Annotated in this window: 15 protein-coding genes; 5 read left to right on the top strand and 10 right to left on the bottom strand. The window is 59.7% G+C overall.

The genetic code is table 11. The features are described from left to right. The first annotated feature begins 3 nt into the window (after nt 1–3). From ngg to FJD34_RS08415, 3 genes are read left to right on the top strand one after another with little or no spacing between them, the layout of a single operon-like run. Nucleotides 4–1,773, top strand: a complete 1,770-nt coding sequence (gene ngg / locus FJD34_RS08425) for an N-acetylglutaminylglutamine synthetase (protein WP_090291621.1) — start codon at nt 4–6, stop codon at nt 1,771–1,773. 57 nt (nt 1,774–1,830) lie between these two features. Continuing rightward, nucleotides 1,831–3,015, top strand: a complete 1,185-nt coding sequence (locus FJD34_RS08420; protein WP_032863209.1) for an osmoprotectant NAGGN system M42 family peptidase — start codon at nt 1,831–1,833, stop codon at nt 3,013–3,015. A gap of 59 nt (nt 3,016–3,074) precedes the next feature. Beyond that, nucleotides 3,075–3,302 (top strand): YheU family protein, encoded by a 228-nt coding sequence (locus tag FJD34_RS08415; RefSeq protein ID WP_003172962.1) that lies wholly within the window; start codon nt 3,075–3,077, stop codon nt 3,300–3,302. On the opposite strand, the gene csrA is transcribed toward FJD34_RS08415, so the two are convergent. Both csrA and FJD34_RS08405 read right to left on the bottom strand, forming a co-directional pair. Further along, complete coding sequence (gene csrA / locus FJD34_RS08410; RefSeq protein ID WP_065942390.1) at nt 3,299–3,493, bottom strand: carbon storage regulator CsrA; 195 nt, start codon at nt 3,491–3,493, stop codon at nt 3,299–3,301. The genes FJD34_RS08415 and csrA overlap by 4 nt on opposite strands. A gap of 174 nt (nt 3,494–3,667) precedes the next feature. After that, a complete protein-coding gene (locus FJD34_RS08405; RefSeq protein ID WP_032863214.1) occupies nt 3,668–4,483 on the bottom strand; it encodes an SDR family oxidoreductase in 816 nt (271 codons plus the stop codon). A gap of 331 nt (nt 4,484–4,814) precedes the next feature. On the opposite strand from FJD34_RS08405, the gene FJD34_RS08400 reads away from it, so the two are divergent. After that, nucleotides 4,815–4,967, top strand: a complete 153-nt coding sequence (locus tag FJD34_RS08400) for a DUF3309 family protein (RefSeq protein WP_032863216.1) — start codon at nt 4,815–4,817, stop codon at nt 4,965–4,967. Nucleotides 4,968–5,139: 172 nt separating this feature from the next. Here the strand turns inward: FJD34_RS08400 and FJD34_RS08395 are convergent, their stop codons facing one another. The 5 genes from FJD34_RS08395 to FJD34_RS08375 all read right to left on the bottom strand — a co-directional run bounded on the left by FJD34_RS08395 (nt 5,140) and on the right by FJD34_RS08375 (nt 10,845). Continuing rightward, complete coding sequence (locus tag FJD34_RS08395) at nt 5,140–7,227, bottom strand: LTA synthase family protein (RefSeq protein ID WP_090291623.1); 2,088 nt, start codon at nt 7,225–7,227, stop codon at nt 5,140–5,142. 334 nt (nt 7,228–7,561) lie between these two features. After that, nucleotides 7,562–7,753: a PLDc N-terminal domain-containing protein gene (locus FJD34_RS08390; RefSeq protein WP_032863221.1), complete on the bottom strand. Its 192-nt coding sequence runs from the start codon at nt 7,751–7,753 to the stop codon at nt 7,562–7,564. 67 nt (nt 7,754–7,820) lie between these two features. After that, nucleotides 7,821–8,351 carry a hypothetical protein gene (locus tag FJD34_RS08385; RefSeq protein ID WP_090291625.1) on the bottom strand — a complete coding sequence of 177 codons (531 nt, stop codon included), beginning with the start codon at nt 8,349–8,351 and terminating at the stop codon, nt 7,821–7,823. Between the two features lie 41 nt (nt 8,352–8,392). Further along, nucleotides 8,393–8,908: an ankyrin repeat domain-containing protein gene (locus tag FJD34_RS08380; protein WP_032863225.1), complete on the bottom strand. Its 516-nt coding sequence runs from the start codon at nt 8,906–8,908 to the stop codon at nt 8,393–8,395. Between the two features lie 110 nt (nt 8,909–9,018). Continuing rightward, nucleotides 9,019–10,845 (bottom strand): long-chain-acyl-CoA synthetase, encoded by a 1,827-nt coding sequence (locus FJD34_RS08375; RefSeq protein ID WP_090291627.1) that lies wholly within the window; start codon nt 10,843–10,845, stop codon nt 9,019–9,021. Between the two features lie 350 nt (nt 10,846–11,195). Between FJD34_RS08375 and FJD34_RS08370 the strand changes: the two genes are divergently transcribed. Further along, entirely contained in the window at nt 11,196–11,474 is a 279-nt protein-coding gene (locus FJD34_RS08370; protein ID WP_032863228.1) for a DUF3509 domain-containing protein, read from the top strand. Between the two features lie 53 nt (nt 11,475–11,527). Here the strand turns inward: FJD34_RS08370 and FJD34_RS08365 are convergent, their stop codons facing one another. The 3 genes from FJD34_RS08365 to FJD34_RS08355 all read right to left on the bottom strand — a co-directional run bounded on the left by FJD34_RS08365 (nt 11,528) and on the right by FJD34_RS08355 (nt 13,790). Beyond that, a complete protein-coding gene (locus FJD34_RS08365) occupies nt 11,528–11,836 on the bottom strand; it encodes a response regulator transcription factor (RefSeq protein WP_082445671.1) in 309 nt (102 codons plus the stop codon). 213 nt (nt 11,837–12,049) lie between these two features. Continuing rightward, entirely contained in the window at nt 12,050–12,595 is a 546-nt protein-coding gene (locus FJD34_RS08360) for a 1,2-dihydroxy-3-keto-5-methylthiopentene dioxygenase (protein ID WP_065942386.1), read from the bottom strand. A 46-nt stretch (nt 12,596–12,641) separates the two neighbouring features. Then, complete coding sequence (locus FJD34_RS08355) at nt 12,642–13,790, bottom strand: MFS transporter (protein ID WP_090291629.1); 1,149 nt, start codon at nt 13,788–13,790, stop codon at nt 12,642–12,644.

Raw genomic sequence — 13,790 nt, 5'->3', positions numbered from 1 at the left:
TTGATGAAACCTCACGCCACGGCCTACAACCAACGCCTGCTGCGCGGCCAGGCGCCGTCCTACGAGCGCCTGCAGGCGCGCTTCGCCGAAGACGGCAGCGAGCCCAGCGCGCAACCCATCGCCGTGCATTGCGGCTGGGGCCGCCTGTTGATTGGGCATACCTTCCCCGACCCGGCGAGCCTGGCCCTGGAGTTGCTCAACGAGCAGCCGGGGGAACGGGATATCGCCCTGTATGTGGCCGCGCCCCAGCAGATCCTCGGGATTGATCCGCAACAGTTGTTCCTCGATCCCTCCGACACCTTGCGCCTGTGGTTCACCGACTACCGCCCGGCGACCCGGGTGTTTCGTGGCTTTCGCATTCGCCGCGTACAGAGCGAAGCCGACTGGCAGGCCGTCAATCGCCTGTACCAGGGGCGCAGCATGTTGCCGGTGGACGCCAACCTGTTGACCCCGCGCCATCAAGGCGGCCCGGTGTACTGGCTGGCCGAAGATGAAGACAGCGGTGCAGTGATCGGCAGCGTCATGGGCCTTAATCATCAAAAGGCCTTCCATGATCCGGAGAACGGCAGCAGCCTCTGGTGCCTGGCCGTGGACCCGCAATGCTCGCGGCCGGGGGTCGGTGAAGTGCTGGTACGCCACCTCATCGAACACTTCATGAGCCGTGGCCTGAGTTACCTGGACCTGTCGGTATTGCACGACAATCGCCAGGCTAAAAGCCTCTACGCCAAGCTCGGCTTTCGCGCCCTCGCCACCTTCGCCATCAAGCGCAAGAACGGCATCAACCAGCCGCTGTTCCTTGGGCCGGGGCCACAGGCCGGGTTCAACCCCTATGCGCGGATCATTGTCGAGGAGGCCCACCGGCGCGGGATCGACGTCCAGGTAGATGACGCCGATGCCGGGCTGTTTACCCTCAGCCATGGCGGGCGCCGGGTGCGCTGCCGCGAGTCATTGAGCGACCTGACCAGCGCGATCAGCATGACCTTGTGCCAGGACAAGAGCCTGACCCACAAGGCATTGAGCGCCGCCGGTTTGCAATTGCCGTCGCAACAACTGGCGGCCAGCGCCGACGATAACCTGGAGTTTCTCGACGAACACCGGCGCATCGTGGTCAAGCCGCTGGACGGGGAACAGGGCCAGGGCGTGGCCGTGGACTTGCAGACCATCGAAGAAGTGCAACGCGCCGTCGAAGCGGCGCGCCAGTTCGACTCACGGGTGTTGCTGGAAAGCTTTCACGAGGGCCTGGACCTGCGCATCCTGGTGATTGGTTTCGAAGTGGTGGCCGCCGCGATCCGTCGCCCGGCGCAGGTGATCGGTGATGGCAAGCACTCGATCGGGGCCCTGATCGAGGCCCAGAGCCGGCGTCGCCAGTCTGCCACAGACGGCGAGAGCAAGATCCCGGTGGACGACGAAACCCTGCGCACCCTGAAGGCCGCGGGATATGACTACGACAGCCTCTTGCCTTGCGGTGAAGTGCTCGCGGTACGGCGCACCGCCAACCTGCACACCGGCGGTTGCCTGGAAGATGTCACCGCAATCCTGCACCCCACGCTGGTGGATGCCGCCATCCGCGCGGCCCGTGCCCTCGATATTCCCATGGTGGGCCTGGACTTGATGGTGCAGGCCGCCGACCAGCCGCAGTACGTATTTATCGAGGCCAATGAGCGTGCTGGGTTGGCCAATCATGAACCGCAACCGACTGCGGAGAAATTCGTGGATCTGTTGTTTCCACATAGTGAAAAGCTGCAAGTGACAAGCTGCAAGCCGCAAGAATAAAGCAGCCCCTATTTATCTTGCAGCTTGCAGCCTGAAACTTGCAGCCAAGGACCCCTTATGACCCGAACCATCCCCGAACCGGATCTCAACTACCTGCACAAAGTGCTGCTGGAAATGCTCGCCATCCCCAGCCCCACCGGGTTTACCGACACCATCGTGCGTTACGTCGCCGAGCGCCTGGAAGAACTCGGCATCCCCTTTGAAATGACCCGGCGCGGCACGATCCGCGCCACCCTCAAGGGCCAGCAAAACAGCCCGGACCGCGCCGTTTCCGCGCACCTGGACACCATCGGCGCCGCCGTGCGGGCGATCAAGGACAATGGCCGCCTGACCCTGGCCCCCGTCGGTTGCTGGTCCAGCCGTTTTGCCGAAGGCAGCCGCGTCAGCCTGTTCACCGACAATGGCGTGATCCGTGGCAGCGTCCTGCCGCTGATGGCTTCCGGACACGCGTTCAATACCGCCGTGGATGAAATGCCAATCAGTTGGGACCATATCGAACTGCGGCTGGACGCCTACTGCGCCACCCGTGCCGATTGCGATTCCCTGGGGATCAGTGTCGGTGATTTCGTGGCCTTCGACCCGCTGCCGGAATTCACCGAGAGCGGCCATATCAGCGCCCGTCACCTGGATGACAAAGCCGGGGTCGCCGCCTTGCTGGCGGCGCTCAAGGCTATCGTCGACAGTGGTGAACCGTTGCTGATCGACTGCCACCCGCTGTTCACCATCACCGAGGAAACCGGCAGTGGCGCGGCGGCCGCATTACCCTGGGATGTCAGTGAATTCGTCGGCATCGACATTGCACCGGTCGCCCCCGGCCAGCACTCCAGTGAACATGCGGTGAGCGTGGCGATGCAGGATTCTGGTGGTCCTTACGATTATCACCTGTCCCGACACTTGCTGCGCCTGGGGGCAGATAACGATTTGCCGGTACGGCGTGACCTGTTTCGCTATTACTTCAGTGATGCCCATTCGGCCGTCACCGCCGGCCACGATATCCGCACCGCGCTGCTGGCCTTCGGCTGCGATGCAACCCACGGCTACGAGCGCACCCATATCGACAGCCTGGCAGCCTTGAGTCGCCTGCTGGGCGCCTACATCCTCAGCCCGCCGGTGTTTGCCAGCGATGCCCAACCGGCCCAGGGATCCCTGGACCGCTTCAGTCATCAGCTGGAACACGAAACACAAATGGAGAGCGATACCCGCGTGCCCTCGGTAGACAGCCTGGTCGGGCAGAAATCCTGAAGCTGGCAACAATGATCCCGGCACAGTAGCATCGCCGGGATCAATCATTTGAGGCTTGTATGCTGATTCCCCACGATGCACTTGAAGTCGACACCCTGACACGCCTCATCGAAGACTTCGTGACCCGCGACGGCACCGATAACGGCGACGACACGCCCCTGGAAACCCGCGTATTGCGCGTACGCCAGGCGTTGACCAAGGGCCAGGCGCTGATCGTTTTCGACCCTGAGAGTGAACAGTGCCAATTGATGCTCAAGCACGATGTGCCCAAGCACCTGTTTGACTAGGGATTAGGCACGGATACCGGGTTTGCCTGCTGGTGGCGGATCCTTTCATAGACCTCCGCCCGGTGCACGTTGACCCCTGTCGGCGCTTGCACGCCGAGTTTCACCTGGAGGTTGTTGACCTCCAGGATCCGCAGGGTGATGTGGTCACCGATGGAAATGATTTCGCCTACCGCGCGGCTAAGTACCAGCATGGTGTATGTCCTTTGGAAAATTACCGGACGTCGACCATGCTCCCTCCCCTACGAGCCATCAATGGCCTGCCAAATAAACAGATCCTCCCTACAACCTAGGGTTTGTTTTACTGACAGACAAATATCAAATAGCCAAGCAGAACCGCAAAAATATAAACACACTGTTTATATCCATCAGCCTTTGACCGACTGTGCCTTGGCGCGCATTTTCTCCGACATGCTGGTCATCTCGTCATACAGTAACTGCGGATTTTTCTGCTTCAGTGCCCAGGCCATCCGCCCTTGCTCGTGGGGCAGGATCATGAACTCACCCTCGGCCACACGCTGGTAGATGTAATCGGCAATGTCTGCCGCACTGATCGGCGAGCTTTCCAGCAATTTACCGACCTGGGCCTTCATCGCAGGCGTCGGGCCACGGAACGAATCCAGCAGGTTGGTCTGGAAGAACGACGGGCAAACCACGTGTACCCCGACCTCCTGTTGCTTGAGCTCCACCAGCAGGCTTTCCGAGAGCGCCACCACGCCGGCCTTAGCCACGTTGTAGTTGCTCATGGCCGGGCCTTGCATCAAGGCGGCCATGGAAGCGATGTTGATGATGCGGCCCTTGCTCTTTTCCAGCAGCGGCAGGAAAGCCTTGCAGCCCTTGACCACGCCCATGAGGTTGATTGCGATCTGCCAGTCCCAGTCTTCCAGGGACAATTCGCTGAAGAACCCACCGGAGGCAACCCCGGCGTTGTTGACGATCACATCGATACCGCCCAGCTTGACTTCGCAGGCCTGGGCAAAGGCCGTGAGCTGGCTGTAGTCACGCACATCACACCGCTGGATAAACCCGTCGCCACCGGCCTGGCGCACCAGCGCCAGGGTTTCCTGCAAGCCCGGCTCGCTGACGTCCGACAAGGCCAGTTGCCAGCCCTCCCGGGCCCAGCGCAGAGCGATTTCGCGACCCAGGCCAGATCCAGCGCCGGTGATCATCATGCGATTTTGCATAGGAAGTAGCCTTGTGGTTCAGGGAAGAAGTACGCGCCAGTGTAGCGAAGGTTATTCACCGACCCATGCACCATCAAGTTGCTGAATGCCCGAAGCAAACCAAAGGCCCGGTCGGATGCCGGAGCACGGGGTAAGTTCAATCTTTTCAAACTAAGTGCGAAGCAGCACAACAATTAAAAAAGAAATAAACCAGTAGCCAAATCGAGTTAAAAAAACAGGGAATTTTCTGCAAAGTGCAGGAGTCGGATCAATTAAGGCCGCCGTTTTAAATGACCGGCGCTATCACTTGATACTCAGGTATTTCTCAGAAGACGAATAAGGAAAACACACTATGAGCCTCATTCTTATCATTGTTCTGATCCTCCTGCTGGTCGGCGGCCTGCCGGTGTTCCCGCACTCACGCAACTGGGGTTATGGGCCATCGGGCATTCTCGGTACGGTGCTGGTGGTGCTGTTGATCCTGTTGCTGCTGGGCAAGATATAACGGCTGTAACCCATAACTGTAGGAGCGAGCTTGCTCGCGAAGAACACCCAGGCAATGCGTTTCTTCAGGATAAACGTGCTGGCTCTGAGTTCTTCGCGAGCAAGCTCGCTCCTACAGAAAAAGATGCAAAAAAAAGAGGCCTTGAAGAAGGCCTCTTTTTTATTGGCGCCGATTAGTCCGGCTTGCCGTCTACCACGCCTGCGGTGTTATCCAACAGGCTCTTGGTAGCAGTTTGCAGGAACGACTCAAGTTTCTGCTTAAGTTGCGCCTCATCCGCCGACTCAGGGATCACCTTGCCGGTAGGGTTGGCACCCAGTTCGTATTGCCACAGTTTCGGTGGCATTTCCTTGGGCAGTACCAACACGCGGTCAGCGGTGAGCAAGGCCACGGTCTGGTCGCTGCCCGATGGCTTGATCACGCCAAAGCCCTTGTCGCCTTCCGGCAAATTGAGCAGGTCACGGCCCCAGCACTGGTGACGGGTTTCACCGCCCAGGCGACCCATGATGGTCGGCACGATATCGATCTGCGTACCCACGGTGTGGTCACGCACGCCGAACTTGTCTTGCATGCCCGGTGCGATCAACAGCAATGGCACGTTGAAACGGCCCAGGTCCATTTCGGTGATCTGTTGCTCGTTACCAAAACCATGGTCGCCGACGATCACAAACAGGGTGTCCTTGAAGTACGGCTCCTTGCGGGCCTTCTCGAAGAACTGGCCCAAGGCCCAGTCGGAGTAGCGCATGGCCGTCAAATGCTCGTTGAGGCGGCCACGGTCAGTGACCGGCGCGACTGGCAACGGTGTCGGCAAGGCATACGGCGTATGGTTGGACAGGGTTTGCAGCAGTGCGTAGAACGGCTTGCCGCCTTCGCGCGCCTTCAACTCTTGCAGGCCACGGTCGAACATGTCCTGGTCGGACACGCCCCAGGTCGGATCGGAGAACACCGGGTCGACGAAGTCGTTGCGGCCAATGAAGTTGGTCATGCCCTGGTTGCTGAAGAAGCCCGACTGGTTATCCCAGGCGAAGTCGCCGTTGTAGACATACACGTCGTCGAAATCACGGGCGCTGAGCAATTGCGGCAAGCCCGACAGCTTGTGGCTGCCTTCCGGGGTCTGCATCAGGTATTCGAAGCCTGGCAGGTTCGGGAAGCACGCCATGGTGGCGAACATGCCCTGGTGGGTATGGGTGCCATTGGAGAAGAAACGGTCGAACAGCAGGCCTTCCTTGGTCAACTCATCGAAGTACGGCGTGATCTTGCCGTTGCTGCCCAACGCGCCCACCGAGTGACCGGCGAAGCTTTCCATCAGGATCACCACGACGTTCTTGATCGGCAGGGTCTTCTCGGCCGGTGGCGTGAAGTCACGGCGCACGGCGGCAGTGTCGGTATCCACCAGTTTCTCGTCCGGCAGTACCAGCATGTCGCGCACGGTCTGGGTGGCCAGCGGTTGCTCCAGGGTGGCTTTCCAGACGTTCTCGCGATGCTCGGAGAAACGCGCCTTGGCCGCACCGATCAGCGACAGCGTACCGTTGAGGCCCAGGTGGTTGGCGAAGTTGGAGTCGGTGGTGTACACGTCACCCCAACGCATCGGCGGGCCCTGGCGCAGGGTGCCGCGTGCGGCGACCACGGCGATCAGCAGGCAGACCACGAACACCGCAATGCGGCTGTACCACGGGGCAACCTGGCGAGTGCCGACGGTGCCACCGCTGAACGGGCCACGCGGGCGCGTCGCGCGGTCGGCGCCCTTGAAGGCGATGCTCAGGATAAACGTACCGACCGCCCAACCCAGCAGGTAGCGCACCACCGGGAAGCCGTACCAGAGCATGCTCATCACGGTTTTCGGATCTTCCTTGACGTACTGGAAGACCAGGCCGTTGAGGCGCTGGTGGAACTCGCGGTAGAAGTCCATCTCCATCAGGCCAAGGAACAGCGCGATGCTGGAGACCACGGTCAGCCACAACCGGAAGAACCCGCGGGCAGCCATGGCGCGCACACTGAACAGGGCCAGGATCAGCGGAATGCTCAGGTACACCACCAGACGCAAGTCCATGCGCAGGCCATTGACGAACGCTTCAAGGAACGTCGAGGCCGGGGTATCGAGCATCATGTCGCTGTTGTACACCAACAGCCCGAGGCGCAGCAGGGAGAGCATCACCATCATGACCAGGGCACAAAGCAGCGTGTAGGCCAGGTGGGATTTGACGGTGGGTTGCAGCAAGCGATTAGAAGCTCGCTGCTGATTCAGGGCGTCCGGGTTTGCCATGTTGTTTGAGGACCCATTGGAAGTTTAAGTTGCGAAATAATGCAGCGGCGTCCTGCCCCGGCCAATGAAGGCGCAGGGTCCAGGTATTACGCGGTGGGCAGATGGTGCCCGATCAACGTCGGCAACGCTATTGATTACTCATCGCGCAGGGCTCCTGGCGGCACACACGGGCCGTGACAGGAAAATAAAGCGGGGGAATTGTCTTGGATGAAGTGTGAAAATTTTGTCCAGCGAATATCTCGACACACAAATCTTCAGAACACAGGAGAAGCAATTGTGGGAGCGGGCTTGCTCCCACATTTACTGTGCTCACTCGAAAAATGGAGTGTGTCGGTCAGATCCGCACATTGCCCCGTGGCCCGGCAATGGCCCAGATAATCAGGCCCAGCACCGGCAGGAACAGGATCAACAGGATCCACAACACTTTGGCCCCGGTCCCGGCGCCGCTTTTGAAGACGTTGATGATCGCCCAGATATCCAGCGCCAGGATGATCAACCCGATCAGGCTGTTAAATGTGGAACCCATGGTGTCGCTCCTAAGTGAGGGCTTGCCTGCTTAGGATAGCCAGCCCTGGCGAGGGTTCCGTTTTATTTCAGACGTGCAATGCAATGCGCAGGGCCTCCAGGGACGGCTCACCCTTGATCCCGACTTCGGCACACAACTCCAGCACCCGTGGTACGTCGTTGCCATACACCAATACCGCCTGGATTTCGTCATCGAGCAACTGGCTGAAATTCATCAGCGTATAACCGCCGCTTTCCGGGTTCATGGCGCCGAGTTGGATCTGGATCCGATTGAGCGCAGTCAGCGCCTCGGTCTTGGCCAGTTGCTTGGGCTTGAGGTTGAACGCAACGCTGGGGCCAAAGGACGCGACGATCTGGGCGAACAGTTCCTGGTAGGTATCGGCCTGGAACAGCACCGTTTCCGGCAGGCTACCCACCACAATCCACTCACCCAGGGGGATGGGGAAGGTGTCGTCGTAGTTGATATCAGGGTTGGCCGCCAGAAATCCCTCGGCATCGGCGTAGGCCTGGGTGGCTTCGTCGGCGATCTGCACGATCTCGGCGTCACCCAGGCAACCGGAACTGATTTTAGTGATGAGTTCGACGAGCGCGGTGTTCATGGGCGAATCCTGTGGCGAGGCTGATTTTGAGGGCGCAAAGCCTACACCAGTTTTTGCAACTGCGCCGTCGTATCCACAGCACCCATGGTCTGGGCGGCCACCAGGGCGGTTACACCCTGGGCATCCGTAGCCTTGGGGTTGGCCCCCACGCTGAGCAGGTACTCGACCATTTCGGTGCGATTGAACATCGCCGCCATCATCAGTGCCGTGCGGCCATCGGCAGATGCCCCTTCAACCGGGGCGCCACCTTCGATCAGCGCCTTGACCACCTCAAGGTTGCCCTTGAACGCAGCACCGGCGATGGGCAACTGGTTTTTGTCGTTGGCCATCTGCGGGTCGGCCTTGAACTCCAGCAACACTTTCACCGCCTCGGCATGCCCGTGATAGGCCGCCAACATCAACAAGGTATCGCCATTGTGGTTACGCAGATTGACCGGCAAGCCCTTGGCCAACAGTGCCGCCAACATGGCGGCATCGCCCCGGCGAGCTACGTCGAAGACCTGCTCGGCAAATTCGGCGGCTTCTTCTTCGGTCATTTGTTTGGCTTGATCTGACATCTGCGGCTCCCTGTAAGGTGTTTCGTAAGGCCGTCAGTTTCCCGAGCAACCGTACGCCTGTCATCCCTTTTTTGCCGAAGGCCGCGATAGTCGTGCCCTATCACATACCGTCAGTAGCGATATTTTCCACCCTGAATATCCGCCAACACCTGCCCGGTCACCGGAACATAGGCATCAGTGCCCGGCAGCCAGGCATACAGTGGGTCATCACCGACCTTGGCCGGGTCGAACGCCTCTTCCTTGAGCCGCACTTTCTGATACTTGAAGGTGCCGGTGGTTTCCATCTTCACCTTGACCCGCAGGAACAGCGGCACCGCATAGGCTGGCATCTGACTCTGGGCGAACTGCAGCAATGCCTGCATATCCAGGGTTGCCAGGGATTCGGTCGGGGTAATCGCCGCCATCCCGGCCCGCCCGTTGGTGTTGGCGATTTCCACACCGTAGGCCACCGCCTCGGTGATCTGCGGGTGTTGCATGAAGATGTTTTCCACCTCGGTGGTGGAGACGTTTTCGCCCTTCCAGCGATAGGTATCGCCCAGGCGGTCGACGAACTGCGCATGGCCAAAGCCGATGCTGCGCAACAGATCGCCGGTGTTGAAATAGCGATCGCCCTTTTCAAATACGTCGCTCAACACCACCTTGCGGTTCTTTTCCGGGTCGGTGTAACCATCGAATGGCGCCTTGTCGTCGATCCTGGCCAGCAGCAGGCCCTGGCCGCCCTTCTGCACTTCACGCATAAAACCGTTGCTGCCACGGATCGGTTCGCAAGTGTCGTGAGCGTAGTCCACCAGCGCCCAGTGCATCAGGGAAAAGCCGATGGTGTTGTCGAAATTCAGCACATTGGTGAAACCGATATTACCGTCGCTGGCTGCATACAGTTCGCAGATATGATCGACGCCAAAGCGCTCCTTGAACGGCCCCCACACCCCGGGGCGCAAGCCGTTACCGATCATCTTCACCACGCGGTTGTCGCGGTCGCGCGGGCTTGGCGGCTGGTCGATCAGGTAGCGGCACAACTCACCGACATACCCCAGGGTAGTTGCGTTGAATTTGCGCACATCGTCCCAGAACTGGCTGGCGCTGAACTTGCGGCGGATGGCAAACCCCGACGCGCCGGCAATCGCCGAGCCCCAGCACACACACAGCCCCGTGGCGTGGTACAGCGGCAGGGTGCAATAGACGACATCCTCAGGCCCCATATCCAGGGCGATGGTGCCGAAGCTGGCCGAGGACTTCATCCAGCGGCCATGCTTGAAGATGCCGGCCTTGGGCAAACCGGTGGTGCCGGAGGTATAGATATAGAAGCACGGGTCGTTGAAGTAGATCTGTTGGCTGCTGGCCGGGTTATCCGTCGAGCAGTCCGCGCTGGCGGCCATCAGGTCGATGTACCCGTGAGGCACCGGCACCGCCTGTTGATCGGCAACATACCAAGTGCGTAGCGGATCGATCGCCACCTGCTCACGCACCGCGTCAAAGGCTGCGACCAGTTCGGCACCGACAACAATCGCTACCGGGTTCACCAGGGTCAGGCTGTGCACCAGCACCGCCTGGGTTTGTGCGGTGTTGAGCATGGCGCAGATACCGCCGACCTTGGCCACTGCCAGCACGGTCAGCAGCAGCTCGGGGCGGTTTTCAATAAACAGCGCGACCACATCGCCCTTGCCAATGCCTTGGGCCTGCAGGTGATGGGCGATGCGGTTGGCGTGCTGGTTGGCCTGGCGATAACTGAGGACCTGATCGCCGTACAACAGGGCCGCACCCTCGGGATTGCGCTGGGTGGCCTGTTCGAAGGTCCAGCCCAGCCCGCACGGCTGGTCGGGGTCCGTGATATTGGCGACGCGGATACCGCGCACCAATCGTGGCAGGGCCCTGACAATGGTCGGCACCTTACGCAACATCATGCCGAGGGTGATCATCTCGCTGTTCGGATTGCTCATGCACAAAAGTCCTTTTTCTTATTATTCGTATGACCCGCGGGCGTTCATACGGTGTAGGACCGTTCCTGAATGCCTTGCAGGAAAATACGCCAGCCATTCCTTGGCTGTACACGCAGGATTTGCAATGTTTTGTATCCCGGGGAACGGCGCCCCCCAGTACCGCTCGTCACCGGTCAATAGCGCAAAATGCAGGATGCACGATGGCCATTCATGCATATTGCACGAAACCGAAAATGCTGATTTTTTGTAAATCATTGATTTATAATGATATTTTATAAATCACAATACTGGCACAATCACTGCACCTATCACTCCATGCCGCACAACACGAGCCAATGGAGCCGATAGACATGAGCCTGATCCAAGACAAATTCGCTTCTGTATTCTCCAGCTACGACGTCACCACCCAACCGCGTCCTGACGGTGGCATCCTGCTGACCTTGCGTAACACCGAAGGCAAGCAGATCAAGCGCTCGATCTCCTACCAGCAACTGCACACCGCCGATCAACTGACCTGGGTCATCAGCGCCATCCGTCGTGACCTGGCAGAACAGGCCAGCGAATTGCCACAGATTTCGATGCTGCAAAGTCAGAATCGCTTTGCCCTGCCGACGTACCACTCGGCATAAGTGCAGGTCAGTTTCCCAGGGCCGTGAAGCCGTGATGCTTCACGGCCCTTTTTTTACCCGCACAATCCGCGCTTGATCGCCTCGCTCACCGCCTGGACTCGGTTATTGACGTGCAATTTGCAGTAGATATTGCGCAGATGAAACTTCACCGTGGCCTGTGAGACACAACGTATACGGCTGATTTCCCACACTGTCTTGCCCTCCGTGGCCCAGCGCAGTATTTCCAACTCTTTGACCGTCAGCGGTTTATCCGGCAACGACGGTGCGCCGCCAGCCCGGTCGTCGGACGCCTGCTCACACACATCCACCGCCGCGTTTGCCGCAGGCTCAACGGATGGGGTGGGCTCCTCTGGGCTGCTCATGCATGCCTCTCCCTCTCGTAGTGATTTGCACTGCCAATATTCGGACTCCTCCTATTGACAGATAAGTACACAGCGACGGGAGAGTTACACAAAGCCTGGGATTAACACATCGACCCACAGACAAATAGCCGGAACTTACAAACTATAGAGTCCATTCCCACAAACTTATCCAACTTAAGTGCATTGAATAAGTTTGCAGATCGTGAACTAACGTCAATCATCCAGCCCAGGAAATCCTTGGGCGATCTCACTGCCAGTCACGTGTGCCACGGCCCCGGACGCGGTCTTGAACAGGCTGATTGCGACCACTCGCGGCTCCTCTCCCAAATCAAACCAGCGTGGCACGCCGGCCGGTATGCGCAGCAGGTCGTGTTTTTCGCACAGCACCGTGTAGACATAGTCGTCGATGTGCAGGCCAAGCAGCCCACGCCCAGCAGCGAACAGGCGGATTTCATCGGCGTCATGGCGATGTTCATCACGCAAGCGCGCCCGCCCCCCATCCTGCTGCGGGTGCTCGCGGCTCACGCTCAACACCTCCACCTGCGCGTAGCCCTCTGCGGTCATCAAGCTGTCGATCTGCCCCTGGTACGCCGCCGTCACCTCAGCCGCGCTGGCCCCGGCCTCCACGCGGGTGCTGGCCTGCCAGCGTTCAAAACCCACACCCTGCTCGGCCAGGGTCTGGGCAATATCGTCAACGTGGGTCAAGACTTTGTTCGGGGTGTCCGGGGTAGAGACGTGATAAACGCAAAGAATGCTCATGAAAGGAGTCCTCGGGCAGTAAGAATATTCAGATGATGGACCGGGCTCATGGCCGCTCCTCGGGCAAGCGCACGGCCATGATCAACGCGGCTGCCAAGGCCGCGAGGCTGGCAATACTGAATGTGAGGGTGGGCCCCAGTTGGTTCCAGCTGTACCCGGAATACAAGGCGCCCAGCGCACCACCCGTACCGGCCAGCGCAGCATAAAGGGCCTGGCCCTGGCCTTGCTGGCGCGCACCGAAGCTACGCTGCACAAACTGGATGGCCGCCGCATGAAAGCTGCCAAAGGTCGCGGCATGCAGCAGTTGGGCAAACAGCAGCACCCACAGGAACTCGGCGAACGATCCCAGCAACAACCAGCGCAACGCCGCCAACAGAAAGCTGGCCACCAGCACCCGACGCACCGAGAAACGCGTGAGAATCCGGCTCATGGCCATGAACATCAACACTTCCGCCACTACGCCCAGGGCCCACAACAGGCCGATCACGCCACGGCTGTAGCCCAGGTTTTCCAGGTGCAAGGTGAGGAAGGTGTAGTACGGGCCGTGGCTCATTTGCATCAAGGCGACACAGGCATAAAACGCCAGCACACCAGGGCTGCGCAACTGCCGCAGGAAACCGTCGCCGACCCCACCATCGCCAGTGGAAACCGGCTGGGCATTGGGCACCCACAAACTGGCACCGATGATACCGGCCATGATCAACACGATCGCCACCGGGTAGATATCCAGGCTCAAGGCCTCGAACAATCGCCCCAAGGCAACCACTGCGAGGATAAACCCGATGGAGCCCCACAAGCGGACCTGGCTGTAGCGCGAGGTCTGGCCTTGCAGGTGCGCCAGAGTGATGACCTCAAACTGTGGCAGCACCGCATGCCAGAAGAACGCATGCAGGGCCATCACCAGCGCCAGCCAGGCATAGCTCTGGCTGACGAAGATCAGCGAGAAGCTCAGCAACGTGCACACCGCGCCAAATCGCACGATGGCCAGGCGCCGACCGGTGTAGTCCCCCAGCCAGCCCCAGATATTGGGAGCTACGCAGCGCATCAGCATCGGGATCGCTACCAGCTCACCAATGCGCGCGCTGGAGAACCCCAGATGATGGAAGTACAGCGCCAGGAATGGCGCCGTCGCCCCCAGCAGGGCGAAATAGAACAGATAGAAGCTGGAAAGTCGCCAGTACGGGAGCGCTGTCAC

Source organism: Pseudomonas brenneri (assembly GCF_007858285.1).
GTDB lineage: Bacteria > Pseudomonadota > Gammaproteobacteria > Pseudomonadales > Pseudomonadaceae > Aquipseudomonas > Aquipseudomonas brenneri.
The sequence above is the reverse complement of the archived record's forward strand: the minus strand, read 5'-3'. Positions and strand labels throughout refer to the sequence as shown.

Coding starts and splice junctions, on each gene's coding strand:
- FJD34_RS08365 (WP_082445671.1), bottom strand. CDS start 11,836: ATGAGCAGCCCAGAGGAGCCCACCCCATCCGTTGAGCCTGCGGCAAAC.
- ngg (WP_090291621.1), top strand. CDS start 4: ATGAAACCTCACGCCACGGCCTACAACCAACGCCTGCTGCGCGGCCAG.
- FJD34_RS08375 (WP_090291627.1), bottom strand. CDS start 10,845: ATGAGCAATCCGAACAGCGAGATGATCACCCTCGGCATGATGTTGCGT.
- FJD34_RS08390 (WP_032863221.1), bottom strand. CDS start 7,753: ATGGGTTCCACATTTAACAGCCTGATCGGGTTGATCATCCTGGCGCTG.
- csrA (WP_065942390.1), bottom strand. CDS start 3,493: ATGCTGGTACTTAGCCGCGCGGTAGGCGAAATCATTTCCATCGGTGAC.
- FJD34_RS08420 (WP_032863209.1), top strand. CDS start 1,831: ATGACCCGAACCATCCCCGAACCGGATCTCAACTACCTGCACAAAGTG.
- FJD34_RS08385 (WP_090291625.1), bottom strand. CDS start 8,351: ATGAACACCGCGCTCGTCGAACTCATCACTAAAATCAGTTCCGGTTGC.
- FJD34_RS08380 (WP_032863225.1), bottom strand. CDS start 8,908: ATGTCAGATCAAGCCAAACAAATGACCGAAGAAGAAGCCGCCGAATTT.
- FJD34_RS08405 (WP_032863214.1), bottom strand. CDS start 4,483: ATGCAAAATCGCATGATGATCACCGGCGCTGGATCTGGCCTGGGTCGC.
- FJD34_RS08395 (WP_090291623.1), bottom strand. CDS start 7,227: ATGGCAAACCCGGACGCCCTGAATCAGCAGCGAGCTTCTAATCGCTTG.
- FJD34_RS08360 (WP_065942386.1), bottom strand. CDS start 12,595: ATGAGCATTCTTTGCGTTTATCACGTCTCTACCCCGGACACCCCGAAC.
- FJD34_RS08415 (WP_003172962.1), top strand. CDS start 3,075: ATGCTGATTCCCCACGATGCACTTGAAGTCGACACCCTGACACGCCTC.
- FJD34_RS08370 (WP_032863228.1), top strand. CDS start 11,196: ATGAGCCTGATCCAAGACAAATTCGCTTCTGTATTCTCCAGCTACGAC.
- FJD34_RS08400 (WP_032863216.1), top strand. CDS start 4,815: ATGAGCCTCATTCTTATCATTGTTCTGATCCTCCTGCTGGTCGGCGGC.